Origin of the sequence: Streptomyces sp. SCSIO 30461 (assembly GCF_037023745.1) — a bacterium.
Taxonomy (GTDB): Bacteria; Actinomycetota; Actinomycetes; order Streptomycetales; family Streptomycetaceae; genus Streptomyces.
Genome location: NZ_CP146101.1, coordinates 2474428 through 2497425, shown reverse-complemented (window position 1 = coordinate 2497425; position 22998 = coordinate 2474428). Strand labels below are relative to the sequence as shown.

22 protein-coding genes and 3 pseudogenes are annotated in these 22998 nt (G+C 68.9%); 11 read left to right on the top strand and 14 right to left on the bottom strand.

The features are described 5' to 3' along the window. Positions 1-4 precede the first annotated feature (4 nt). Both V1460_RS11135 and V1460_RS11130 read right to left on the bottom strand, forming a co-directional pair. On the bottom strand, positions 5-331 hold the full coding sequence (locus tag V1460_RS11135; RefSeq protein WP_338673586.1) for a transposase: 327 nt from the start codon (positions 329-331) through the stop codon (positions 5-7). 46 nt (positions 332-377) lie between these two features. Beyond that, a pseudogene (locus V1460_RS11130) lies at positions 378-1400 on the bottom strand (transposase); the annotation flags it as partial. 177 nt (positions 1401-1577) lie between these two features. Between V1460_RS11130 and V1460_RS11125 the strand changes: the two are divergent. Further along, positions 1578-2762: an IS4 family transposase gene (locus tag V1460_RS11125; RefSeq protein WP_338673585.1), complete on the top strand. Its 1185-nt coding sequence runs from the start codon at positions 1578-1580 to the stop codon at positions 2760-2762. 406 nt (positions 2763-3168) lie between these two features. On the opposite strand, the gene V1460_RS11120 is transcribed toward V1460_RS11125, so the two are convergent. From V1460_RS11120 to V1460_RS11105, 4 genes are all read right to left on the bottom strand, one after another. Next, a complete protein-coding gene (locus V1460_RS11120) occupies positions 3169-3897 on the bottom strand; it encodes a cation transporter (RefSeq protein WP_338673584.1) in 729 nt (242 codons plus the stop codon). After that, positions 3897-4232: a metalloregulator ArsR/SmtB family transcription factor gene (locus V1460_RS11115; protein WP_338677996.1), complete on the bottom strand. Its 336-nt coding sequence runs from the start codon at positions 4230-4232 to the stop codon at positions 3897-3899. The genes V1460_RS11120 and V1460_RS11115 overlap by 1 nt, the downstream gene beginning before the upstream one ends. A 108-nt stretch (positions 4233-4340) precedes the next feature. After that, positions 4341-5543, bottom strand: coding sequence for an MFS transporter (locus V1460_RS11110; RefSeq protein WP_338673583.1), 1203 nt, complete (start codon positions 5541-5543; stop codon positions 4341-4343). Beyond that, positions 5540-6112 (bottom strand): Chromate resistance protein ChrB, encoded by a 573-nt coding sequence (locus tag V1460_RS11105; protein WP_338673582.1) that lies wholly within the window; start codon positions 6110-6112, stop codon positions 5540-5542. The genes V1460_RS11110 and V1460_RS11105 overlap by 4 nt, the downstream gene beginning before the upstream one ends. 303 nt (positions 6113-6415) lie before the next feature. Between V1460_RS11105 and V1460_RS11100 the strand changes: the two genes are divergently transcribed. Further along, complete coding sequence (locus tag V1460_RS11100) at positions 6416-7876, top strand: lamin tail domain-containing protein (RefSeq protein WP_338673581.1); 1461 nt, start codon at positions 6416-6418, stop codon at positions 7874-7876. A gap of 131 nt (positions 7877-8007) precedes the next feature. On the opposite strand, the gene V1460_RS11095 is transcribed toward V1460_RS11100, so the two are convergent. Next, positions 8008-8628, bottom strand: a complete 621-nt coding sequence (locus V1460_RS11095; protein WP_338673580.1) for a TnsA-like heteromeric transposase endonuclease subunit — start codon at positions 8626-8628, stop codon at positions 8008-8010. Positions 8629-8890: 262 nt separating this feature from the next. Here V1460_RS11095 and V1460_RS11090 point away from each other — a divergent pair. The 3 genes and pseudogenes from V1460_RS11090 (at position 8891) to V1460_RS11080 (ending at position 11300) form a co-directional block, all read left to right on the top strand. Then, positions 8891-9720, top strand: a pseudogene (locus V1460_RS11090) (IS5 family transposase). After that, positions 9717-10139, top strand: coding sequence for a hypothetical protein (locus V1460_RS11085; RefSeq protein ID WP_338673579.1), 423 nt, complete (start codon positions 9717-9719; stop codon positions 10137-10139). The pseudogene V1460_RS11090 and the gene V1460_RS11085 overlap by 4 nt, the downstream one beginning before the upstream one ends. 369 nt (positions 10140-10508) lie before the next feature. Continuing rightward, the gene (locus V1460_RS11080; RefSeq protein WP_338673578.1) at positions 10509-11300 is read left to right on the top strand and encodes an IS5 family transposase; all 792 of its coding nucleotides are present in this window, start codon (positions 10509-10511) and stop codon (positions 11298-11300) included. Here V1460_RS11080 and V1460_RS11075 read toward each other — a convergent pair. From V1460_RS11075 to V1460_RS11065, 3 genes are all read right to left on the bottom strand, one after another. Beyond that, positions 11257-11793, bottom strand: coding sequence for a hypothetical protein (locus V1460_RS11075; RefSeq protein WP_338677994.1), 537 nt, complete (start codon positions 11791-11793; stop codon positions 11257-11259). The two genes, V1460_RS11080 and V1460_RS11075, sit on opposite strands and share 44 nt — an antisense overlap. A gap of 112 nt (positions 11794-11905) precedes the next feature. Next, a complete protein-coding gene (locus V1460_RS11070) occupies positions 11906-12640 on the bottom strand; it encodes a YoaK family protein (RefSeq protein ID WP_338673577.1) in 735 nt (244 codons plus the stop codon). 22 nt (positions 12641-12662) lie between these two features. Next, a complete protein-coding gene (locus V1460_RS11065; protein ID WP_338673576.1) occupies positions 12663-14480 on the bottom strand; it encodes an alkyl sulfatase dimerization domain-containing protein in 1818 nt (605 codons plus the stop codon). A gap of 1095 nt (positions 14481-15575) precedes the next feature. Here V1460_RS11065 and V1460_RS11060 point away from each other — a divergent pair. Both V1460_RS11060 and V1460_RS11055 read left to right on the top strand, forming a co-directional pair. After that, positions 15576-16661: pseudogene (locus tag V1460_RS11060) on the top strand (tyrosine-type recombinase/integrase); the annotation flags it as partial. Positions 16662-17484: 823 nt separating this feature from the next. Further along, entirely contained in the window at positions 17485-18873 is a 1389-nt protein-coding gene (locus V1460_RS11055; protein WP_338673281.1) for an IS1380 family transposase, read from the top strand. A gap of 370 nt (positions 18874-19243) precedes the next feature. Here V1460_RS11055 and V1460_RS11050 read toward each other — a convergent pair whose 3' ends face one another. The 4 genes from V1460_RS11050 to V1460_RS11035 form a co-directional block, all read right to left on the bottom strand. Further along, positions 19244-19519 (bottom strand): hypothetical protein, encoded by a 276-nt coding sequence (locus V1460_RS11050; protein ID WP_338673575.1) that lies wholly within the window; start codon positions 19517-19519, stop codon positions 19244-19246. Next, entirely contained in the window at positions 19512-19856 is a 345-nt protein-coding gene (locus V1460_RS11045; RefSeq protein WP_338673574.1) for a hypothetical protein, read from the bottom strand. The genes V1460_RS11050 and V1460_RS11045 overlap by 8 nt, the downstream gene beginning before the upstream one ends. A 155-nt stretch (positions 19857-20011) precedes the next feature. Further along, the gene (locus V1460_RS11040) at positions 20012-20635 is read right to left on the bottom strand and encodes a hypothetical protein (protein WP_338673573.1); all 624 of its coding nucleotides are present in this window, start codon (positions 20633-20635) and stop codon (positions 20012-20014) included. A 42-nt stretch (positions 20636-20677) separates the two neighbouring features. Beyond that, positions 20678-21376 carry a transposase gene (locus tag V1460_RS11035; RefSeq protein WP_338673572.1) on the bottom strand — a complete coding sequence of 233 codons (699 nt, stop codon included), beginning with the start codon at positions 21374-21376 and terminating at the stop codon, positions 20678-20680. A 175-nt stretch (positions 21377-21551) separates the two neighbouring features. Between V1460_RS11035 and V1460_RS11030 the strand changes: the two genes are divergently transcribed. Genes V1460_RS11030 through V1460_RS11015 form a run of 4 tightly spaced genes read left to right on the top strand, consistent with a single transcriptional unit; the run spans position 21552 to position 22934 of the window. Beyond that, a complete protein-coding gene (locus V1460_RS11030; RefSeq protein WP_338673571.1) occupies positions 21552-21737 on the top strand; it encodes a hypothetical protein in 186 nt (61 codons plus the stop codon). Between the two features lie 3 nt (positions 21738-21740). Next, positions 21741-22160 carry a transposase gene (locus tag V1460_RS36265; protein ID WP_407077607.1) on the top strand — a complete coding sequence of 140 codons (420 nt, stop codon included), beginning with the start codon at positions 21741-21743 and terminating at the stop codon, positions 22158-22160. Further along, entirely contained in the window at positions 22073-22549 is a 477-nt protein-coding gene (locus V1460_RS11020) for a transposase (protein ID WP_338673569.1), read from the top strand. Before V1460_RS36265 ends, V1460_RS11020 begins: the two co-directional genes overlap by 88 nt. Next, on the top strand, positions 22500-22934 hold the full coding sequence (locus V1460_RS11015) for a hypothetical protein (RefSeq protein WP_338678385.1): 435 nt from the start codon (positions 22500-22502) through the stop codon (positions 22932-22934). Before V1460_RS11020 ends, V1460_RS11015 begins: the two co-directional genes overlap by 50 nt. Positions 22935-22998: the final 64 nt, after the last annotated feature.

The following is a 22998-nucleotide window of genomic DNA, read 5'->3' as shown; positions in this document are numbered from 1 at the left end:
AACGCTACGAGCGCGTGTGTGGCCGGTCGAGCTCGGCCGCGAAGAAACTCGCCGCGGCCTTCAGGATCTCGTTCGCCCGCTTCAGCTCGGCGCTCTCCTTCTTCAACGCCTTGAGCTGGGCGGATTCCTCCGTCGTCGTCCCCGGCCGCGTCCCCGCGTCGATCTCGTACTGCTTCACCCAGTTCCGCAACGTCTCGCGGGAACCGATGTCGAGCTTGTCCGCCACCGCCTGCAGGGCGGCCGTCTCGTTCGGGTAGTTGTCGCGCACCTCGGCGACCATGCGCGCCGCGCGACGGCGCAGCTCAAGCGGGTAACGGGAGGGTCGTGCCATGACTCAATCCTTTCACGGAATCGAGTCTCTACCTGACACGGGGCGGTTCAATGTCTGTGCTGGTCATGCCGGTGCGCGAGGACCACAGCCAGACCGGCTTCGGATCGTGGTCGCCCGGTAGGTGGTCGACCTTCAGGCGGATCAACGTGCCGTGGATCAAAGGGAGTTCACCCTCGTGGTCGAGCCAGGGGCCGTGGGCCTGCAGCCGGGGGTGCATCCGGTCCCAGGCCAGGGCCTCGGCCCTGCCGTAGCGCGTGGTGTCGCTTGTTGTGGTGGCGTCGGGGCTGTGCCAGGAGTCCGGCTTGGCGAAGGTAAGGACGCCGCCGTGTTTGCGCGGCTGCCCGCCGCGCGGCCCGGAGCGGCGGGGGCCGGCGTCGCGGAGCATGACCCGGTCCGAGCGCAGCCGGCCGACGAGCTCGACGGGCAGGTCGGACAGGAGGTGGGCGAGGCGGCAGACGTCGTAGCCCGCGTCCGTCACGATCAGGACGTCCGGCATCCAGGGCTGCCAGTGCCCGGCCTGTACGAGGCGCACGAGGACTTCCCGGAGCTGGGCGGCGGTCACGGCGATGGCGTCGTCGGCCGGGCCCAGCCGGACCGCGTCCAGCACCGCCGTCCAGGAGGTCCGTCCTGTCTCCAGGGCGGCGACGATCGAGTACGGCCAGCCCGGGATCATCTGGTCCGAGCTGCGGCCACGTCCGTAGACGTGGCAGAACAGCAGGTCCGGGCTGGTGGGGGCGTCCGGGCGCAGCCAGTTGCTCACATCGACCGCGAGGACGATCCGTCCGTCGGCGGCCCTCGGCAGCGGGGTGGAGGCCAGCAGCCGACGCAGCCGGGTCGGCTCCAGCCAGCCGTTGTTCAACGCGCCGTACATCGCGCCGTGCCCGCGCGGATGCTCGGCGAGCAGCGTGAGTTCGGGCAGCGAGACCACCGGACCGTCCACACACAGCACGGCGTCCGTCAGGTCGAAGAGCGCGTCCGCGCGAGAGTAGAGGCAGTCGTAGAACTCAACCCGAAAGCAGGACAAGATACCCAACGCGTCACCTGCGGGCGCGTCGACGGGGACACTCATGGGCAGCGGCCGTTCTCTCGTGCTTCGTTACTCGACATCTCGAAGCGTGGAGAACGGCCGTCTCCGCTGTCCCCTGAAAAACCGCAGATCAGCAGGTCGGGTGACCTGCGAGGTTAAACGCAATGCCGTTGACATAGGTTGCTGATGGTGGTTCAACGGATACAGGGGGTGGTGTCCGTGGCTGTTCGGCTGGTGGACCGTGTGGTGTTGGGAGACCTGACGGCGGTTTATCCGCCGGAGTTGGTGGATGTGGTCCTGTCCAAGACGGAGTCGCGGGAGGCCCGGGTCCGGCTGTTACCTGCGCGGCTGATGGTGTACTTCATGCTCGGCAAGGCGTTGTTCTCCCCGGATCCGTACCGGGAGGTGCTGCGCAAGCTGGCGGAGCCGGCCCGGCGGGATGGCGGGTGGGGTGGGTGGCGCATCCCGGACAAGGCAGCGGTTTTCCGGGCGCGGAAGAACCTCGGTGTCGCCCCGTTGCGTGAGCTGTTGGCACAGGTGGGGCCGGGAGTGGCGGACGAGTCGACGCCGGGGGCGTTCTGGCGGGGACTGCGGTTGATGGCGATCGACGGCACCACGCTCGAGGCGGCCGACACTGCGGCCAACGAGGAGGCGTTGGGTCGGCCGGCGGCCCGGACGGGGGGACCGTCGGGGTACCCACTGGCCCGGGTGGTGGCGCTGATCGAGTCCGGGACGCATGTGGTCACCGATGCCGAGGTCGGGCATTACCGGTCCGGTGAACGGGGCCTGGCGGCCGAGCTCGCCCGCAGCCTGCGGCCGGGGATGCTGGTACTGGCAGACCGGGGCCTGCCCGGGGTGCATCTGTGGAAGCAGCTCGCGGCAACCGGCGCCGACCTGCTGTGGCGGGTGCCCAAGCTGTGGAAACTGACACCCGAACAGGTCCTCGCGGACGGTTCGTGGATCGCCACCGTGCACGGCGGCCGGGGCCGCAGCAGGCAACCGGTCCAGGACGTGCGCGTCCGGGTGGTCGAGTACGTCCTGGACGATGCCGGCCGCGCCCCGGACGAGCACTACCGACTCGCCACCACGCTCATGGACCCAACCGCGGCCCCAGGCCGGGAACTGGCCGCGCTGTACGCGGAGCGGTGGGAAGCGGAGACCACCCTGGCCGAATGGAAGACCACCCAGATCGGCTCCGGCAACGTGCTGACCAGCAAGAGCCCCGACCTGGTAGAGCAAGAGATCTACGCGCACCTGGCCGTTCACACCGCACTGCGGTCCCTGATGCACACCGCAGCCCTCCACCACGCCACCCCGATCGATCCCGACCGGCTGTCCTTCGCCGCCGCCCTGCGCGCCGCCCGCCGCAGCGTCACTTCGCTGACCGGCGCTTTTCCCCCCTGAGCACCTGACCGCCGAGATCACCCACTTCTGCACCGAGCTGTGGCAGGAAATCAACCCACCCCGACGGCTGCGGACCGTCCTACGCCAGGTCAAACGCAAGATGTCCAAGTTCCCAGCCTGGAACCCCGGCCGTCCCAAACCTGTACAGCCGACCAGGACGTCACACCAAGCAGTCAAGATCATCCCAGCCGTGAAACCGCCACCGGATCCCTAAAGTCAACGGCATTGAGGTTAAACATCAAGCTCAGGTCGGTAGCAAGCCGTTCAGTCTCACGATCGGGGCACTTCCTCACGGGCTCGTCTGATTGAGCGTGGTGGTGGGCTCCGAAGAATGGGTAGTGCTCAGCTTCGGGTGCGTATGGGATTGGCCGAACTTCGGCGCCACCTAAGCTCGTTCGCAGCGTGGCTACGGACAGCAGGAGCATCCGGGGCGGCAGCCGCACGCGTCCGCCTTGGCGACCGGTTCGCCCCTGGGTGCTGCGGCGGGTACCGGAGCCGCGCAGCACCCCTTCCCCTCCCAGGCGTCGCGGCCTTCCCTGACCGCGATGGCGGCGATGACGAGGGCGGCGATGGGGTCGGCCCAGGACCAACCGAAGAGGCTGTTGGCGAGGAGCCCGACGAGCAGCACGGCGGAAAGGTAGGTGCACAGGAGGGTCTGTTTGGAGTCCGCGACGGCGGAGGCGGAGCCGAGTTCGCGGCCGGCGCGGCGCTGGGCGGCGGAGAGGAAGGGCATCACGGCCAGGGAGAGGGCGGCGAGGACGATGCCGACCGTTGAGTGTGCGGCCTCGCCCGTGCCGGTGAGGGCTCGTACGGACTCGACGGCGACGTAGGCGGCGAGGGCGAAGAAGGAGACCGCGATGATCCGGAGGGTGGTCTTCTCGCGGGCCTCGCGTACGGCGTTGTCGCGGGCGGAGAACTGCCAGGCGACCGCGGCGGCGGAGGACACCTCGATGATCGAGTCGAGGCCGAAGCCGATCAGGGCGGTGGAGGAGGCTAGGGTGCCGGCGGTGAGGGCGACGATCGCCTCGATGATGTTGTAGGTGATGGTCGCGGCGACCAGGAGGCGGATGCGCCGGGTGAGTGCATCGCGGCGGGCCGGGGACGGGCCCAACGATATGGATATGTCGGCGGCCATCAGCAGCAACCCTTCCCGTCGGCGTCCGGGCAGGTACGGTCCGCCTCGACGGCGACCACGGCGGTGCGAAGGTCGTCCAGCGCGTGGCCGAGGCGCTCGTCGGCGAGTTCGTAGCGGGTACGGCGGCCGTCGGGGACGGTGACGACCAGGCCGCAGTCGCGCAGGCACGCCAGGTGGTTCGACAGGCGGGTGCGGGAGATTCCGAGCGTGTCGGCCAGGTCTGCGGGGTAGGCGGGAGCCTCCCGCAGGGCGAGCAGGATGCGGCAGCGGATGGGGTCGGCGAGCGCGCGGCCGAATCTGGCCAGCACTTCGATGTCGGGGGCGATGGTCAGCACAGCCATGACAGTACACGATATCCTGAATCCAAAGGTAGATGGATTCAGGATGCCGTGACTCTCGGGATGGTTGGGGCTCCTGCTCGCGGAGCCCGTGCCGGGGTGCGCTCAGGCTTGGGCTTGTGCCCCGGCCTCGGGTGCCGGTGTGGTGCGGCGCGCGAAGGCGAGGCCGGCGCCGAGGGCGGTGAGGAGAGTGAGGGCCGCGTAGCCGTAGCTGAGCGTGGCAGCGGTTGCGACGGCGGCGACGAGAAGGGGGCCGCCAGCGTCGCCGAGTTCCCGGCCGAGTTCGGCCGCACCCATGGTCTGCCCCATGCGCTCCTCGGGAGTGCTGGTGGCGAGGGCGGCGAAGCCGAGGGGGGTGATGAGGCCGGTGCCGACGCCGATCAGAGCGGCTGAGGTGAGGACGCCCACGAGTCCGGGCAGCATGGCGCAGGCGAGGCCGGCGGCGGTGAGGGCCAGGCCGGCGGTGAGGCCGGTTCCGGTGGTGAGGCGGCCGTTGTCGAGGGCGCGGCCTGCGGCGGGTTGGACGAAGGCGGCGGTGGCGGCGAGGACCGAGACGGCGGCGCCGGTGGCGATGGTGCCGAGTCCGGCTGCGGCGCCGGTGACGGGCAGGAAGCCGACGCCGACAGAGAGGGCGGCGGTCGCGGCGGCCAGGGCGGCGGTGGGGCCGAGGAAGACCGGGTCAGCCAGGCGTCGCGCGAGGTCGAGGACGGTCTGCCGCTGCTTGGGCAGGGGCGGTGCGGCCGGGACGGCGACGGTGGCCCAGAGGGCGACGGCGGCGCCGAGGGCGGCGAGCACGACGAACAGGAGGCGCAGCCCGCCGGCCCAGACCAGGAGGCCGCCGAGGAGCGGGCCGAGTGTGTAGCCGATGGACTTGTAGAAGCCGTAGCTGCCGAAGGCCCGGCCGCGCTTGGCTGAGGGGTTGAGGCGGGCGACGAGCGCGGAGGCCGAGGGGGAGAAGGCGGAGGCGGCGGCGCCCTGTCCGAGGCGGGCGGCCCACAGCCAGCCGGAACTGTCGGCTATGGCGTAGAGGGCGGAGGCGGCGGCGAAGGCGACGAGGCCGCCGACGAGGACGGGTTTGGCGCCGATCCGGTCGGCGAGGGTGCCGAAGACGGGCTTGAGGATGACCTCGGCTCCGTCGTAGAGGGCGAGCAGTCCGCCCAGGACGAGCAGGGAGGTGACGGCGTCGTCGGAGAAGCCGCCGAGGTTGGCGGCGATGCCGTGCGCTCCGGACGCGGTGGTGAAACCGGCCGCGTACAGGGGCCACATGCGGCGCGCGGGCGGCACTTCGGTGGGCGTGGTGGCGGTCATCGGGGGTCCCCCGCGGTCTCGTGCAGGGCGGCGAAGACGCGCTCGGCGTAGTCCTCGCAGACGGCGGCGCAGGTCTTGAGCCGGGCCGCGGCCTCGGCGGCCTCGGGGGCGCCGAAGACGTCACGCGCGGTCAGGTCCCGGTGCCAGCGACGTAGCCGCTCCAGGGACTGTTCCTCTTCCTCCAGTTCGGCCAGGGTGAACTTGGCGTTGCGGATCTCCTTGGCGATCTCGGCCTCGAACTTCCCGCAGTCGGCGAGGAACTCGGCCCAGTCCGCCGACCGGGCGGCGTTGAACAGCTCTCGGAAGCGGGCGGCGTCACCCGGACCGCGCCCCGTGGCGTTGAGGCTGAGGGCCTGCCCGCCGGCCTTCTCGGTCAGCTCCAGGGCTCGGGCGACGCCACCGGCGAAAACGGGCACGTCGGGCACAGCCCAGACGCCCTGCCCGATCGACAGCGCGCCGATGCGGCGCAGCTCGCGCCAGACGGCGACCCGGTGGCGGGACGGTTCCGCGGGGATCTTGACGACGAGAACGAGCCACCGCTCGTTCGACGCCGATTCAGTGTTCGACACGTGGGGAAATGTAGCAGTCGTTACATTGTCTTGTGTGTTCCGGTGGTCGGCTGCGGCTCAGGGAGGCGAGGAGGGGCGCGAGGCCGCGGTTCAACGGATTCGGTCTGTACGAGATATGGCGTACCGTCCGGCGGTCGTGCACACTGCGCAACGCGCGTAGAAGTGACATGCGGAGGAAACCTTCCGGTCCCCCGCATGCAACCCGGCGCGCCTAGAACTGTCCTGCCGCCACGGAGTGTTCCCCCCGCACCCCCCGGTGCGGTGCTCCGCGAACCGTCCGCAACCGCTCGCGAAAGGCCCCCCATGTCACCTCGTCACATACCTTCCAGACGCCCACGCCGTACCGCCGCGCTCGGCGCCGCCTTCCTGGCCGCCGCCGTGACGCTGGCAACGCTCACCACCGCCCCCGCGGCGAAAGCCGCCGCCACGGTTCCGTCGCAGGGATCCCCGACGCACCTCGACGTCGGCAACTGGAACGTCGAGTGGTTCGGTGCGCCGGACCTCGGCCCGACCGACGAGGCGCTGCAGCAGCAGAACGTCCGCGACGTCATGGCGGGCGCGGACATGGACGTGTGGGGCCTGTCCGAGGTCGTCAGCACCTCGGCGTTCGACACACTCGTGGCCGGCATGCCCGGGTACACCGGGGTCGTGGCCAACGACCCGATCGTGACGAACGGCGCGCAGTACTACTCGGACTTCGGCGACACCGAACAGAAGGTCGCCCTCGTCTGGCGCTCCAGCATGGCCACCCTGGTGAGCGCGAAGGTCATCCTGACCGGCCAGAACAGCAACTTCGCCGGCCGCCCGCCGGTGGAGTTCACGCTGCGCGGCACGTTCGACGGTGTCACCCGGGACCTCGTCTTCATCGTCCTGCACGCGAAGGCAGGCTCCACCCAGGACGCGTGGAACCTGCGCAACCCCGCGTCGCAGGCCCTCAAGTCCTACCTCGACACGACCCACCCCGCGCAGAACGTCTTCGTCATCGGTGACTGGAACGACGACGTCGACACCTCCATCACACCCGAGAAGGCATCGCCCTACGCCAACTTCGTCAACGACACGGCCCGCTACACGTTCCCGACGCGCGCCCTGTCGCTCGCCGGCGTGGCATCGACGACCAGCTACCCGGACTTCATCGACCACCAGCTCACCACCAACGAGGTGCAGGCGAAATACGTCGCCGGCTCGGCGACCGCCTTCCAGCCCCAGCCCTATGTACCGAACTACGCGACGACGACCAGCGACCACTACCCGGTACTGGCCCGCTACAACTTCGTCCCCGGCGGTGGCGGCGGACCCGCCAACGTCATCATCAACGAGGTGCTGGCCAACGAACCCGGCAGCAGCACCGCCGGCGAGGCCATCGAGATCGTGAACACCGGTGGCACGGCCGCCAGCATCGCCGGCTGGACCGTCCAGGACGGGTCGGCAGCGCGACACACTTTCGCGGCCGGCACGACGCTGCAACCCGGCAAGGCCATCACCGTGTTCGGCGCCAGCTCCGCGATCCCGGCTGGCATCGTGGGGGTGGCAGCCAGCACCGGCGGCCTCAACCTGTCCAACAGCGGTGACCAGGTCATCCTGCGCGATTCGGCCGGAGCGACGGTCCAGTCGATGACCTACTCCTCGAGCCAGGCGAACTCCGACGGGGTGTCCCTCAACCGGAGCCCCGACGGCTCGGCGACCGGCGGCTGGGTCAAGCACGACACCATCAGCTCACTGACCCGCTCGCCCGGCCAGCGCGCCGACGGAACGGTGTACTAAGCCCCGACCCACCAGCCTGACTTCGACGTGACCGTTCAGCGGAGTTCGGGCTGTTCGGCACGTGGAGGGCGTGCGGGAGCCGTTTGTCTGCCCAGAGCTTCCACATGCGCACAGGTCTCTGGCCATCGTGGTCAACGGGCCCGGCCCGGGGAAGGCCCGATACGGCTTTTCCCGGGCCGACCGCAGCCACCCGTCGTCGGTGGCGTGCCTTCTCGCACAAGGGCCGCTTCCGGCCGGGAAGGTCGGGGAGCTGCAAGGATGTGGTGCGGACGAACTCCATGTAGCAGGGTGCGCCACGGGAGCTCGTAGCTCCAGCCGTGGGCGTCAGCGAGCTCCCGTGTCCAGCCACTCGTCGCCACGACAGCCGGCAGTTCCCGCCGGCTTTGGGGTTTCACGTCGACGATCACCGGACCGCTGGTGGTCAGCAGGAGGAAGTCCGGCACGTGCCTGCGGATCTCGCCGTCGACCACCGCCTTCAAAAGGAATGGCTGGGCAACGATGTGCCACACGAGGTGATCGAAATCGGCGTACAAGAGCCGGGCGAGTTCGAGACGGGACTCGTAGACCACGTGGTCGCGCATCGTGGAAGACCAGTAGGTGCCGGAATAGTGCTTCTGCCCCTGATACCAACGAAAGGGCCGCCACGGGGCGGCTGTCTGCAGGCGCGAGACGGACGCGGCAGACCAAGGCTCATCTTCGAGGACGCTGCCATCCGGAAGGCGGATGCTCACAGCCGCATCGGACAGGTCCATACGCCCCCTCACAGCCAAGACGCGCGCCTACAGGCCCAGCGTTCTACGATGATGGGGTGCCTGGAAGCGCTCAGACCTGGCGGCACTCGAACGAGTGACGCTTCTGAAGTGCGCGTCTCAGGTACGTGGCCAAATGGCCACACGATGGCTGGTTGGTCTGAGAGTGCGGTTCGCGCCGTGATGCCGGGTTTGGTGTCGCTCGATGGGGTGACGTTGGAGCATGTCTGCCGGTCAGGCGTTCGGGGTTCGCTTGGGTGGCCGGATGAGTGACCGCAAGCCGTACCCGAGTGATCTCACCGACGAACAGTGGCAGTTGGTCGAGCCCGTGATCAGTGCCTGGAAGGCCGAGCACCCCTCGGCCACCGGTCACCAGGGTAGATACGCGATGCGGGAGATCGTCAACGCGATCCTCTACCAGAACCGCACCGGCTGTCAGTGGCAGTACCTGCCGCACGATCTGCCGCCGAAGAGCGCGACGTACTACTACTTCGCCGCCTGGCGCGAGGACGGCACCGACCAGACCGTTCACGACCTCCTGCGCTGGCATCTGCGCGAGAGCCGGAAGCGATTAGCCGACCCGAGCCTGGTGGTCCTGGACACCCAGAGTATCCACGCGGCTGTCGGTGTCCCGGCCGGTACGACGGGCAAGGACGCCTCGAAGAAGGTGCCGGGCAGGAAGAGATGCCTGGCCGTGGACGTGCTGGGCCTCGTCGTCGAGGCCGTCGCCCTGCCGGCGTCCGCGCACGACAACACCGCCGGCATCGCCCTCCTGGACGGCGTGGCCGCGCAGACCGACACCGTGCGCAAAGCCCTGGTCGACCAGGGCTTCAAGAAGAGCGTCGTCGACCACGGCAAGACCCTGGGCATAGACGTCGAGATCGTCGAGCGCAACCCGGCCGACAAAGGCTTCGTCCCGCAGGCCAAGCGGTGGATCGTGGAGCAGACGAACGGGATCCTGATGTTCTACCGCCGTCTCGTGCGTGACTACGAACACCGGCTCGCCTCCTCCCGCTCGCGGGTGTTCTGGGCGATGACGTCGGTCATGGCCGCCGCCTCACCGGCACCACCCTTCCCTCCTGGAGGAACGCGTGAGCGAGATCCCCCAGTTCAAGGCCGTACTGGCCCACGTCGAGGCCCGGGAGAGCGAGGTCGCCGGGCAGGCTGGCCGACTCCGGGACCAGATCGCCGAACTCACCACACGCCTACGCGAGTTCGAAACCGAGAGCGAGCATCTGCAGATCACCCGCAAGACCCTCCTCAGCCTCCCCGCACCGGCACCGGTCGACGACCCACTCCGCGCCGAGGTGCCAGAACACCCCGCCTACCAGCAGATTCTCACGACCCTCGCCGACACCGGCCATCCGATGCGGGCCCGCGACATCTGCGAGGCCCTCGACCTGCCGATCCTGCCGAAGAACACCGAGGGCATCCGGTCCAAGCTGAAACGCCTGGTCGCCCGCGGCATCCTCACCGAACCCGAGACCGGCCTGTTCACACAGCCCCACCCTTGAGCACCAGCCCACCCTACCGAGCAGGGCACCTCACCCAGACCTCATCGCGAAACAGGCATCACGGCGCGAACCGCACTCTGAGATCTGGCCAGGGAAGCTGAGTAGCTGTTGTCGTACCGATCTTGGGGTTTGTCGATCGAACGGGAGTCCCGATTGGGTGGTCGCGGGGTACTCGGTGCATACGAGCAGGGCCTCCTGAACAGCTCGTTGGTGTCGAATCACCGAGCAACATCAGGAGGCCCTGGTGCCGCAGTGTTCCGTGTCGATGGCCGGGCAGTCCAGTTCGGTCGCCCTGAGTGTGACTGCTTGGCTCACCGGTTCGGAAACGCCGCCGACAACGGGACGCGGCAGCCGCGTTATCCGACGGACATGACGGACGTGGAGTGGGCAGCGGTCCGGCCGTTGCTGCCGGTGCCTGGCTGGATGCGCGGTCGGGGTGGCCAGCCGGAGGCGTATTGCCACCGGGTGGTACTCGATGCCATTCGCTACCTGGTCGACAATGGCATCAAGTGGCGGGCGATGCCGGCGGATTTCCCGCCGTGGGACCGGGTATATGCGTTCTTCCGCCGCTGGCGCGACCACGGCATGGTCAAGGAGTTCCACGACCGGCTGCGCGCCAAGGTCCGCGAGAGGCAGGGGCGTGACGCGGAGCCGACAGCCGGTGTGATCGACTCGCAGTCCGTCAAGGCGGACGCCGTCGTCGGGTCGGACAGCCGCGGGTTCGACGGCGGCAAGCTGATCAACGGGCGCAAGCGGCATGTCGTGGTCGACACGCTCGGTCTGCTGCTGGGCGTGATGGTCACCGCCGTGGACACCGGCGACCGCACCGCCGCCCAGGTCCTGCTTGAGCAGGTGGCCGACGCGCACCATCGGCTCGCCCTGGTTTGGGCCGACGGCGGCTACACCGGCAGCCTCGTCGAGTACTGCCTGGCCACGCTCGCGCTGATCCTGGCCATCGTCAAACGCAGCGACGACCAGAAAGGGTTCGTGGTGCTGCCCAAGCGGTGGATCGTCGAGCGGTTCTTCGCCCACCTGATGCGCACCCGCCGCCTGGCGCGCGACTTTGAACGCCGCACCACCAGCGCCGAGGCGATGGTCTACTGGTCGATGACGTTGCTCATGACGCGCCGCCTGGCCCGCTCACGCCCGCAGCCAGCGTGAACCGGCCCGGCGCGGGCTCGGCCAGCCAGCCGCGCGCGACCAGGCGTTTCGCCTTCGACCGCAGTGCCTCCACCCGCGCCGGCACCACGTCCATGCCGAACGCTGCGGCCATCTCCTGGCAGGTCAACAGCCCTTGACCGAGCCGGGCTCGGTCCGCGAGCACCTGCAGGATGCGCTGGTAGTCCAACGACAGCACCGACCAGGACAGCCCCTCACGCCACACCGGCACCTGCGACTTCGGCTTCACCGCATCCCGGGGCGCCGACGGCGTGTCCGCATCCCGCACATCCGGGGTGATCTCCGTGTCGGCGATGTCGCCGCCGTCCGGAGCCAGCACCGTATCGACCCGCCTGCGGGCGATCACCCACTCCTGCCATTCCAGCTCGGCCACGGCCAACTCAGCCTGGATGCGATCGGCCTCCTCACGCAGCTCGTCCATGCGACGACGAGCACCCAGCTCACGCTGTTCCAACATCCCAACCACCGACGGCATCCACGACCTCCCGGGGAGCGACAGCACGACAGGCCACTACTCCCACGGGATCTCCGACCCTACGCCCGACCAGCGGAAACGCAGCCCTCAAGTCCGGAAAGACAACAGCTTCTCACCCCGAGGTGTCGTCGATCGTCCCCCGTCCGGACAGGTCGGCGTGCACGATAGTGGCTGCTGCGGCCGTCAGCGCGACGGCGGCGATCGCATGAGCGGTGGAGTACGACCAGGTCAGCGTTACGGCAGCACCTCCCGCGGCCCCCAGCATGTAGGCGAGGAAGACCAGGGAGAGCAGCCGCACACCACGACGGGCGGCTCGTCCGCGGTCCTGGACAGCACGGGTGATCAAGGCGACCAGGGTGCTGGTCAGGGTCGTCGTTGACACCCCTTGCAGAGCGATCCGCGCCGCGTAGAGGCTCTGTACTCCCATGGCGGCCGCGATGAGCAGCACGGGCACCTGATGGGGAGCGGCGGTGGCTGCGGCGGCCACGAGCAGGGCCGCTTCCACGACGAGCAGGAACCAGCGGCTGGCCGCCAGCGCCCGCCATGCCCTGCCGAGCCCCCGAAGGCTCTGGTGGCCGAGCACGGCCGCCAGAAGGACTCCGGCGCAGAATCCGCAGATCGAGGCCAGCGGGCCGCTTGTATCGGCCACTGCCCGCCCCAGGTCCGGGTGGTGCAGAGAGCGTTCGGTGAGGCGGGCGGCGAGGAACACGGCATTGCCGGTCTGGTTCGCGACGAAGACCCGGCTGGGCCCCGTGTACGCGGCGGCGTCCACCCAGCCTGCGACGGCGGTAAGCAGCACCATCAGGCCCTTCAGTGGCCCGACGAGACCGGGACGCTTCCCGAGCATGGTGAGAGCGTCGCCTTGGGGGTCAGGGGGTGACGATGTCGAAGTGGGGGTTCGGGGTGTCCAGGAGCCCCAGGAGGCGCCGGAGTGCACCGGGATCGCCCTGGGTGGGAATATCTTCCTGGGCACCGTTGGCGAGTGCGAGGAGTTGGAGTCTGGTCAGGGTGAGGGTGGTGTGTGCGTCGCCGGCGGGCGGCTGGCCGGGCGGTGTGCTGCGGTGGGTGAGGGCGCCGTGGGAGAGCGTCAGGCGCCACGTCTGCTGCTCATCCGTCACCCGCAGGTCCAGCACCAGGTGTTCGTCCCAGGCTCGGGGGCCGTCGACGCGGACAGCCATGGTGTCGAGGATCTGGTCGACGGTCAGGGCTGCAGCCATCCGGGAGTGGAGGGTGACGGGGGCGGGACGGCAGATCAGTTCCAGGGCGCCGGTGAGGTAGATGTTGCGCCAGGTGGCGTTCTCGGCGCCCTGGCCGAGCCGTTGGTAGACGGAGGCCAGGGCTTCCCGCGCTTCGACGCAGTCCGGTTCGGCGAAGACCGCGTGGTTGAGAAGCGTGGCGGCGAAGCGCAGGTCGCCCTGGGCCGCGTACTCCCGGGCGCGAGCCGTCACCGCGGCGGAACCGCCGTAGTCGGCGACGTAGCGGCGGGCCAGATCGACGGGCGGGTGCTCCCACAGATGTGCGGGGTTGCCGTCGTACCAGCCCATGTAGCGCTGGTAGATCGCTTTGACGTTGTGGCTCACCGACCCGTAGTAGCCGCGTACGGACCGGATGGCCTCGAGCGACGGTGGCAGCCTGACCTGCTCGGCGATCTCGGTACCGGTCAGCCCTTTGTTGGTCAGACGTAGCGTCTGGTCGTGCAGATAGGCATACAGGTCCCGTTGGGCCGTGAGGAACTCGGCGATGGCATCGGTCTCCCAGGTGGGCCAGTGGTGGGAGGCGAAGGCGACGTCCGCCTCCGGGGCGAACAGGTTCAGTGCCTCGTCGAGGTAGCGGGCCCAGAGGCGCGCGTCGCGGATCTCGGCGCCGCGCAGGGTGAGCACGTTGTGCATGGTGTGGGTGGCGTTCTCGGCCATGCACAGCGCGCGCCGCTCCGGCAGGAGGAAGTTCATCTCCGCCGGGGCCTCGGTGTCCGGCGTGAGCTGGAACACGAGCCTGACGCCGTCGATGACCTCTTCCTGCCCGGTTCGGGTGACGTCACGCGTGGGCGGAATGAAGGTGATGGTGCCCTTGGAGACGGCCATACCCAGACCACAACCGACCTGACCCGTGGGGGACTCCTCCAGCAGAATGCCGTACATGTAGGACGCGCGACGGGACATCGCGGGGCCGGCGTAGACGTTCTCACTGACCAGGTGCTCGGCGAATCCGCGCGGGGCGATCACCGGTACGTCACCAGCGCCGTCGGGTAGTACACCGCCCGCTCCGCCGCAGTGATCGGTGTGGCTGTGGGTGTAGATCACCGCGGTGACGGGGCGCTCGCCTCGATGAGCGCGATACAGGGCGAGTGCGGCCGCGGCCGTCTCGGCGGAGATGAGCGGGTCGACGACGATCACACCGTCGGTGCCCTCGATGAGAGTCATGTTCGCCAGGTCGAGATTGCGGACCTGATACACACCCTCGGTAACCTCGTAAAGGCCCTGTTTGGCGCAGAGCTGGCTCTGACGCCACAGACCGGGATGCACGGTGTCCGGGCAGTCGGGGGTGTCGAGGAAGGCGTACGCGTCGGAGTCCCAGACCACCTGCCCGTCCTCATGGGTGATCCGCGCAGGGGACAGCGCGGCCACGAAACCGCGGTCGGCCGCGGTGTCGTCACGGAGCCATGGATCGTGGCCGGAGCGTCTCGTCATGCCCGCATGCTAGGGATGTGGCCCGACCGCAGGACTCTGGCACGAGAGGGGTGGATATGGGTTCACCCGTCTCACCCACAGTCAGCACACTCCTCGCCGGGTCCTGCGGGTCGGTGAGCCAGTGGACGACGTCGGCGTCGGTCATCCGGATCGCCTGCGTTTCGCGGGCGTCGCCGCCCGTCCACGATCGAGCGGATCGAGCAGAGGGTACGGAGACACATCGCTCCCCAATCTCGGTGCTCAGCCGCTCAACGCCATCGGCGCGGAAGCCCTGCGGCACTGGAAGAAGCGGCTGGAGAAGGACCTCGGTCCGACCTCCATCCGTCTGGTTTGGGCGACGCTCTCCAGCGTCCTCCAAGCCGCAGTCGAGGACCGTCGCCTCGGACGCAACCCATGTCGGTCGAGCACGGTCGGTCCTCCGCCCGCCGCACCCGGCAGGGTCGAGGCGTGGCCGCCCGAACGGGTCTTGGCGGTACGGGAGGCCCTGCCGGATCGCTACCGGCTCCTCCTCGTGATCGGAGCAGGTCTCGGGCTCCGCCAAGGGAGGCACTCGGTCTCTCATCGGACGACATCGACTTCGAGAAGGAAGTCGTGCATGTCCGGCGGCAGGTCAAGATGGTGCGGGCGAAACTGTGCTTCGCGCTCCCCAAGGGCGGCAAGGTCCGGGACGTGCCGCCGCCATCCAGCGTCGCCCGGGCATCCGGCAGCACAGGGAGCAGTTCGCGCCGGTGCCGGTCACGCAGCGTGGCCCGTAGCCCGCCGCAGGCCCAAAGGCCCAGAGCTGCCGCCGCACCCCATCCCGCCCCGCTAAGTAGCAGGTCAGGCGGCGTGCGGCGGCACTCGCGCATCAAATGTCGCGGAAGAGACCAGCGGACGCGGTGACCTGCGGGGGCTTGCTGACGTAGGTCGTTGACCTGCGTGAATGCCCTTTCGGTTGTTTCACGATCGTGCTGCCTGATGCGGCCGGAAGTCCCAGGAAAGTCCCAGAGAACTCCCACGGGCAGGAGCCACTCTCTCGGCTCTGTACAGGGCATACGGGTGCGCTGTGGGCTGGTGCTCGTAGATCGACGGTCTGACCCGAATGAACGGCAACGCGCACTCCTTGAGCGCGGCCTCCCCATCGCCGCGGCCGACAGCACCGTCGGCGACTACCTCACGTACTGGTTGAACAACGTCGCCGTTCACCAGCTCCGCGAGAACACCCACACTCGCTACGCGGCCTGCGTCCGCCTCCATCGCATCCCCGGCCTCGGCAAGAAGAAGCTCGCGCGGCTCACCGCACGCGACGTACGCGCCTTCCTCGACGGGCTCCGCACCACCTGCCAGTGCTGCACTCAGGAACGGGATACGGCCCGGCGTTCCTGCTGCGCCATCGGCCACTGCTGCGCCAAGACGCTGTCGCCGCTGACGGTGACCTACGTCCATTCGGTCCTCAAGTCGGCCCTGGAGCACGCCGTCCGCGAGGACGAACTGCCGCGCAATGTCGCCCGAAACGTCAAGACCACCGCGCCCCGCCCCGGACGCTTCCGGCCCCTTACCGCGGCTGAGGCCCGGCAGTTCCTCCAGGCGGCCAGCGATGACCGGCTCCACGCGCTGTACCGACTCGCCGTGCGCACCGGGCTCCGCAAGGGCGAACTCCTCGGCCTGCGCTGGGAAGACCTCGACCTCGACGGTGGCACGGCCAGCATCCACCGCTCCCTCCAACGCACCTGCACCAGCGGCCTGACCGTCCTGCACACCAAGACCCGCGCTGTCGAACGCCGCATCGCCCTCCCCACCGAGTGCATCCACTCGCTGAAGAGCCACCAAGAACGACAGCACGAAGAGCGCCAGGCCGCCGGAATAGGCTTGACGGACAGCGGGCTCGTCTTCACCCCGACCGGCAGCCCCCTTGACCCCGCCAACCTCACCCGCCGTTTCGGCCGCCTCCTCAGCCGGGCAGGGATCCGCCGCATCCGCTTCCATGACCTTCGGCACTCGACTGCGACCCTGCTCCTGGAACAGGGCGTTGACCGCGTCGTGATCAAGGAAATCCTCGGCCACGCCCACATCGGCGTCACCGCCGGCGTCTACGCCCACGTACGGCTCCGCCTGCAACGCCAAGCCATCGACGCCCTGGGCAACGCCCTCAGCCTGACCGACGGCGACCGTGACGACCCACCCACCGCAGCAGTCGTCCGCTGGCGTTGCCGTCAAACGCCACAGGAGTCCCGCCGGAATTTCCTTCCGACGGGGCTTCTCGATTCCCTCAGATCTCTTATCGGGACGCTTTACTGGCTTATAGATCCCTGGCCTGATGCCCCATTGTCGTGGACCGAAAACAGGGCGCTCTCAATCGCATCACGAAGACGCGGACGCGCGTTTCCTGCGTCAGCCTTTCCCAGCAGGATCGGAAGGAATTCTGAATCCGGGTAGCCATCTCCCTCAGCATCCTTCATGGCCCACACTTGCAGCCAGATGGCGATCATCATCTCGTTGCAAGCTCGGGCTTGTTGCAGTGCATCCGAACTTCCCTCCGAGAAAATGAAGCGCGCCGATATCCCCAGCCGGTGCCCCAAGGCCAGCAGGAACACTTCCTTGGACTCCGACTCCAGGACCGCAAGCACTCGATCTCGAATATTCATTGATCCATGTCCCAGAAATCCTCGTCCGTCATTGGTTGGCTGCTGCCATAGGGTTCGCGAGGCAAGGAATCGACATCGTATCCGCGGTCCCGCAGGACCTTGATCCGAGTGTTTCCATTCGCGATCGTCCCGTCCGGCTTCACTCTCAGCGCCTCCTTCGCCCCTGACCTCAAGGAAAAGAGGATATCTTCCGTGTCTTGCTTGCCCCAGAAGTCCAGCGAACTCTTATCGAGTGAGCTGTCAGGGTGCAACGACTTCAGCCTGGATCCACCGAGCGGTGCCTGCGCGGTGCCAGCCCAACGAAGAAGACGTGCCCTGTGACCTGCGAGGATGGGAGTTCTCTACGCTTCCAGCCCGCAGCAAGACAAGGCACGTCGTAAGTGAAATCTTCCCATACCGTCGCAGCGACCTTCGCGGCGTTCGATGACCCGAATCTCCTCGCGTACGGTGGGCTGGCTCCGGCGGTCCGACTGGCCGAGCGGTGCGGCCTGCCGGACCTGGCTGTCACGAAGGTGCGGCTCAAGGGTGTTGCGAACGGGGCCGGGGCAGCGGTCGGCGCGAAGGTGATGTCGCTGGTGGCGGGGATGCTCGCCGGAGCGGACAGCATCGACGACACGGATGTGCTGCGGCACGGGGCGGTGGCCAGGGCATTCGACGGAGTTCGCGCCCCGTCGACGCTGGGCACGTTTCTGCGGGCGTTCTCCTGGGGTCACGTGCGTCAACTGGAGTCGGCGGCACGGGCGTTCACCTGCAACCTCGCCGGACACTGCAATCTGCTGCCCGGCGGCGACCAGGTGGTGCACCTGGACATCGACTCCAAGGTCAAGCAGGTCTACGGGGCGGCCAAGCAGGGCGCCGAGCACGGCTACACCAAGGTGAGGGGCCTGCACTTCCAGATCGTCACCGCCTCCACTCCGCTGGCCGCGCCGGTAATCGTGGCCACCCGCCTGCGCAAGGGCTCGGCCGGCTCCGCCAAGGGCGCGGCCTCGCTGATCGCCGAGGCGATCAAGGCGGTGCGGGCGATGGGCGCCACCGGCACGATCGTGGTCCGCGGCGACTCGGCGTTCTTCTCCCACAAGGTCGTCGCCGCCTGCCGCCGCGCAGGCGCGCGGTTCTCCTTCGCCGTCGCGCAGCGCAAGAAGATCCGGGAGCTGATCGCCACCGTTCCCGAGGACGCCTGGACGGCGATCAAGTACCCGAAGGCGATCTGGGACAAGGACGAGCAGCGGTGGATCTCGGACGCGGAGGTCGCCGAGGTCGAGTACACCGCGTTCACCGGCAAGGCCAAGCGCTACCACGCCACCGCCCGGCTGCTGGTCCGCCGGGTCAAGCGCCTGAACGACGCCCACGTCCTGGACGGTCAGGGTGAGTTGTTCACTGTCTGGCGGTTCCATGCGGTGTTCACCGACCAGGTGCTGCCGCTGGTCGAGGCAGAAGCCGATCACCGCCGCCACGCGATCGTCGAGCAGGTCTTCGCCGATCTTGAGGACTCGGCCCTGGGGCACCTGCCCTCGGGGAAGTTCACCGCGAACGCGGCCTGGCTGACCCTGGCAGCCCTCGCCCACAACCTCACCCGGGCGCTGGGCGCGCTCGCCTCGGCCTTCCACGCCCGGGCCCGCACCGGCACCATCCGCCGCCAACTCATCGCGGTTCCAGCCCGATTGGCAGCCGGAGCACGCACCCTGACCTGGCACCTGCCGCAGCACTGGCCCTGGCGAGAGGCCTTCAGCGACCTGTGGACGGCCGTCGGCCACCGCCTGCGAACCTGACCACCCGGACGCCTGCCCGCCCACGACCAAGGACCTCGGAGACCCCGCCACCGGGACGGCCACCCGGCGACCACTCCTGCCCGCCAGCAGGAACGCCCCCGAATCCGCTCCGAAAATCACAGAGCCGCACTCATCGAATACGGCCCTGTGGATCCAGGTTCAGAGGCGGATCGCAAGGGCCAGAATTGTGAACGAGGATCGGAGTCTGCCCCGCCAGCACATAGTACGTGTGCTACGCGGTACCCCTCTATCTGCTTCATCGCTGGTCAGAGTGGGTTTTGCGTTCCGCTGGCATCCGTGGTTGTGCGTGGAAAACCGTGGTTGTTGCCGTCGCTACTGCCGTCAGGACGTACGGGTGGTGGAAGGGTCGCTACTGCCAGGCGCCAGGTTCCGCGCGGAGGGTGGCGCGGGTGGTCCGGTGGTAGAAGTCGTGGCCGGTCTCGGCGCAGTGCTCGGCGATCCAGCGGGTCAGTTCGTCCTCGGCGTGGAGTTCGCCGGAGGTGGCGCCGCAGTCGTGGTCTTCGCCGGTGACGCAGACGGTTGCGAAGGTGGGCAGAGTCATGGGGTCCACGACGGCGGTCACGTGGTACTCGCGGAAGCGGTAGCACCTGCGGACCGGGGTGCCGGTGGTTGCCGGGTCAGGCATGCTGCGACGCCTCTTCCTGCGGGTCCGGGATGCGCTGTCCTCGCGATTCGGCCACCCGGAGCGCGTCGGTGAGGGCTTCGGCCAGTCGGGAGGCGAGCCAGCGATACTCGGTGGCCGACAGAGCTCGCGCACCGGGGGCCAAGACCTCGCGGGCGTGTTCCAGCAGGTCTTCGCCCATGCCGAGTTGGATGGCTTCGATGCTGTCGGCGAGCGTGGACAGGTAGCCCCTGCCGTCGGTGCTGAGATAGCAGGGGTTCCCGTCCGGGGAGGGTGGCCCAGGGAAGTAAGCGGGGCCGGCCAGCCCCGCTGCCGCGTCGTACAGTTCCCTGCGTCCCATGCGGTCCGCGTCGCTCCTGGGTTTGGTCACCGTGCACCCCCGGCTGGGTCGCTGATAGGGACACGGTGACCGTAGGAGCTGACTGGCTGTCACTTCATGTATGAGTCAGGACAGTTCGCGACGCAGGGTGTACGAATTGCTGCGCTGCATGGTAGCTATCCGACGACGCCCAGGTAGGAGGCCATGTCGCGCATCTCGGCGGTGAGGGTGCGCTTGCGCTTCTTCAGGACCTCCTGCATGGTCTCGGCGGCCACGTGCTGATGTCGGAGCCACTGGGAGGATGCTCGGCGTACTCCGGTCAGTTCGTCCATGGCCGCGGTCAGGTCGCCGGTGCGGGCGTGGGCGCGTGCGACGTCCATGCGGTGGCGGTTCCAGTTGTCGTCGCTCGGCCGCCCTGTGCTCTTCCACGCCTTGGGCGACAGGGTGTCCTCGCCGGCCTTGCGGACGACGGTACGTGCGTCCCCGACGACCATGGCGTCCTCGACGCCCTTCATGCCGACGGTCAGCGGGCCGAAAGTCGTCCAGTGCCGGAAGAACGAGCCGGTGTGCTCCCGTCCTACCGCTGATGCCGCTGTGGTGGCCACGCGGTGGTAGTGGCTGGCCTCCTGGGGGCGGTTGTTGCGGCCTGCGGCAGCCGCAGCCCGTAGTGCCAGCCAGCCCCACGCCGCGCATTCGTCGGGGGTCGCCCTGGACAGCCTCGGCTCGACCGTGTCGGCGGTCTGGGCGGCAAGGGTTTCCGCTTCGTCAAGTCGGCCTTGGCGCAGGAGCAGCCAGCACATGCCGATCACGCCGGATGCTGCGGTGGTGATTGGAGCGCACTCCTACGACGTAGCCCAGGCGCCCAGCTCGCGGCAGGCGCCACGCAGCTCCCGCCCTCCGTAGACCTCGTCCCCCAAGAAGAACGAGGCGGGTATGGCTCCCGGCCCGACGGCGGCGCGGAGCATATCCGCCGCGAGCTGGGGCTTGGTCGCGAAGCACAGCTCGTCGGGCACGTCGGTCAGCTCGCGGCGTTCCTCGTCGCCGGCCCATTCCCTGGTGAAGTACAGGCGCCGGTCGGCCAGGCAGTGCCCTCGGGGCGTGGCGAAGGTGAGGTGCACGGCGACCTGGCACAGATCGACTCCGCCGATGGAGCCGGAGTACTGGCGGGCCGCACCGACCGCGCCGGTTGAGGACTTCGCGTCCCCCGTCTCGACCGCGATCAGGACCCCGTCGCCGTCATCGAGCAGGTCCACGGCCCAGGCCGCCGTCCGATCGAGCACCGCCTGCTCGTCCCACACTGCACGGGACAGAAGATGGTGCAGGCGGTGCGGGCCCCGTTCCCCGATCGCTTCGGCCGGGCTCCAGCAGTTGACGTCCTCGAGCTCCATCAGCATGCCCCGGGTCATCCGGGCGAACGTCTCGCGGGTCTCGGAGCGGGCGAAGCAGTCAGCTACCGAGGCCAACAGGCTCCCGAACGCGATGCCATGGCCTTCGTGGTCTATCGTCGTCGAAGCGGCCGTCTCGTTCTGATCTTGGGTCACACCACGTCATGATCGGGACGGCCGTACGCATGCCCGCACCCACCCCCATCACGGCGCTGACCAGCCGCGATGAACTCTGGAAGAGCTATCTACAGCTGCCGTAGCAGTCCCTTCAGTTGGAGATCAGCGGCTTCGCTGTAGTTCCACGATCACTGCGTGCGGGTAACTACCGTTCATGAAGGCGGAGTTACTGGACATCTTGCCGGAGGTCACGGACCGGGAGCGGGCCGAGGGGTTCTCCGATCAGTTGGAGAACCTGCTGGTGGAGGTCGGCGGGATCTTCCCGCGGGCTGATCTGCGGTTGCGGGCCGCGCGGTGCATCCGGGGCCTGCTCTCCCCGGTGTCACGCAAGAACGGCTGACAGCTGGCCGAGTACGGCGGAGACGCCGAGCCGTGGGGGCAGCGGCATCTGCTGGACCGCTCGCGCTGGGACGTTGATGAGCTGCGGGTTTTCACCCGCCGTTACGTCATCGACGGCCTGGACGACGGCGGGAGGGGCGCCGGGCCCGGCGGAGCGGGAGTGCTGGTGGTCGACGAGACCGGCTTCGCCAAGAAGGGCCGGGCCTCGGTCGGGGTGGCCAGGCAGTACTCCGGCACGCTCGGCGGGGCCTTCCCGTGCCAGATCGGAGTGATGGCCGCCTGGGCCACCGGCCGCGGGCAAGCGCTGGTCGACCGGGAGATCTACCTGCACAGGGAATGGGCCGGGGACCGGGCCCGCTGCGCGCCGCGCATGTCCCCGACAGCGTCGGTTTCGCCACCAAGCCCCGTCTGGCCGAGCGGATGATCGCCCGCATCGTTCCCGACCTTCCCGAGGGCCGGGTGTGGGTGGCCGCTGACGAGGTCTACGGACGCGACGGCTCCTCCCGCGCCTTCCTGGAGGAGAACCATCTGCCCTACGCGGTGAATGCGCAGGCCAACCACACGGTACTGCCCCGTCCCGGCTGGCGGCACGCCGCGATGCAGGTGGAGCGGCATACCGCCGAGGACGACTGGGTCACCCTGCCGGCCGGCCCCTCCCGGCTCGACTCCCGCGTCTGGCAGTGGTGGGTACGCCGTATCCCCGACCCCGACCCCGACCCCGAGACCGCCCCCGAGACCGCCCGAGACCGGCGACGGGGCGTGGGTGCGGTGGTTCATCGCCCGACGGCGACCGGAGACACCCACTCAGCGTGACTACTACGTGGCCTGGGGCCCGCCCGAGACCACCGTGGAAGAGCTGGTCCGTGTGCCCGGGGCCCGCTGGCGGGTGGAGGAAGCGATCAAGCTCGCGAAGTCGGCCGCCGGGATGGCCGACTACGAGGCGCGCTCCTTCCACTGCTGGTACCGGCACATCACCCTGGCCCAGCTCGCGGCGGCCTTCCTGGCCGTCCAAGCCGCGGCCGCCCTGCGCGACGACGCGGAGCCCGCACCCAGCCCCGAACGCATCGCGGAGATCCTGCACACCAACCTGGACGCGCCCGCGCACCACACAGGGGGAACCTCGCCGAACCCACCAGCCCTACCGGCACCGTCCCCATCGCGTTCACGGCCTATGAAATCGCCCGGCTGCTGTCGGTGACAGCACCCCAGCCCGCCCCGGCCGAGCGGATCCGCCACGGCCCGCACTGGTCATGGTGGCGACG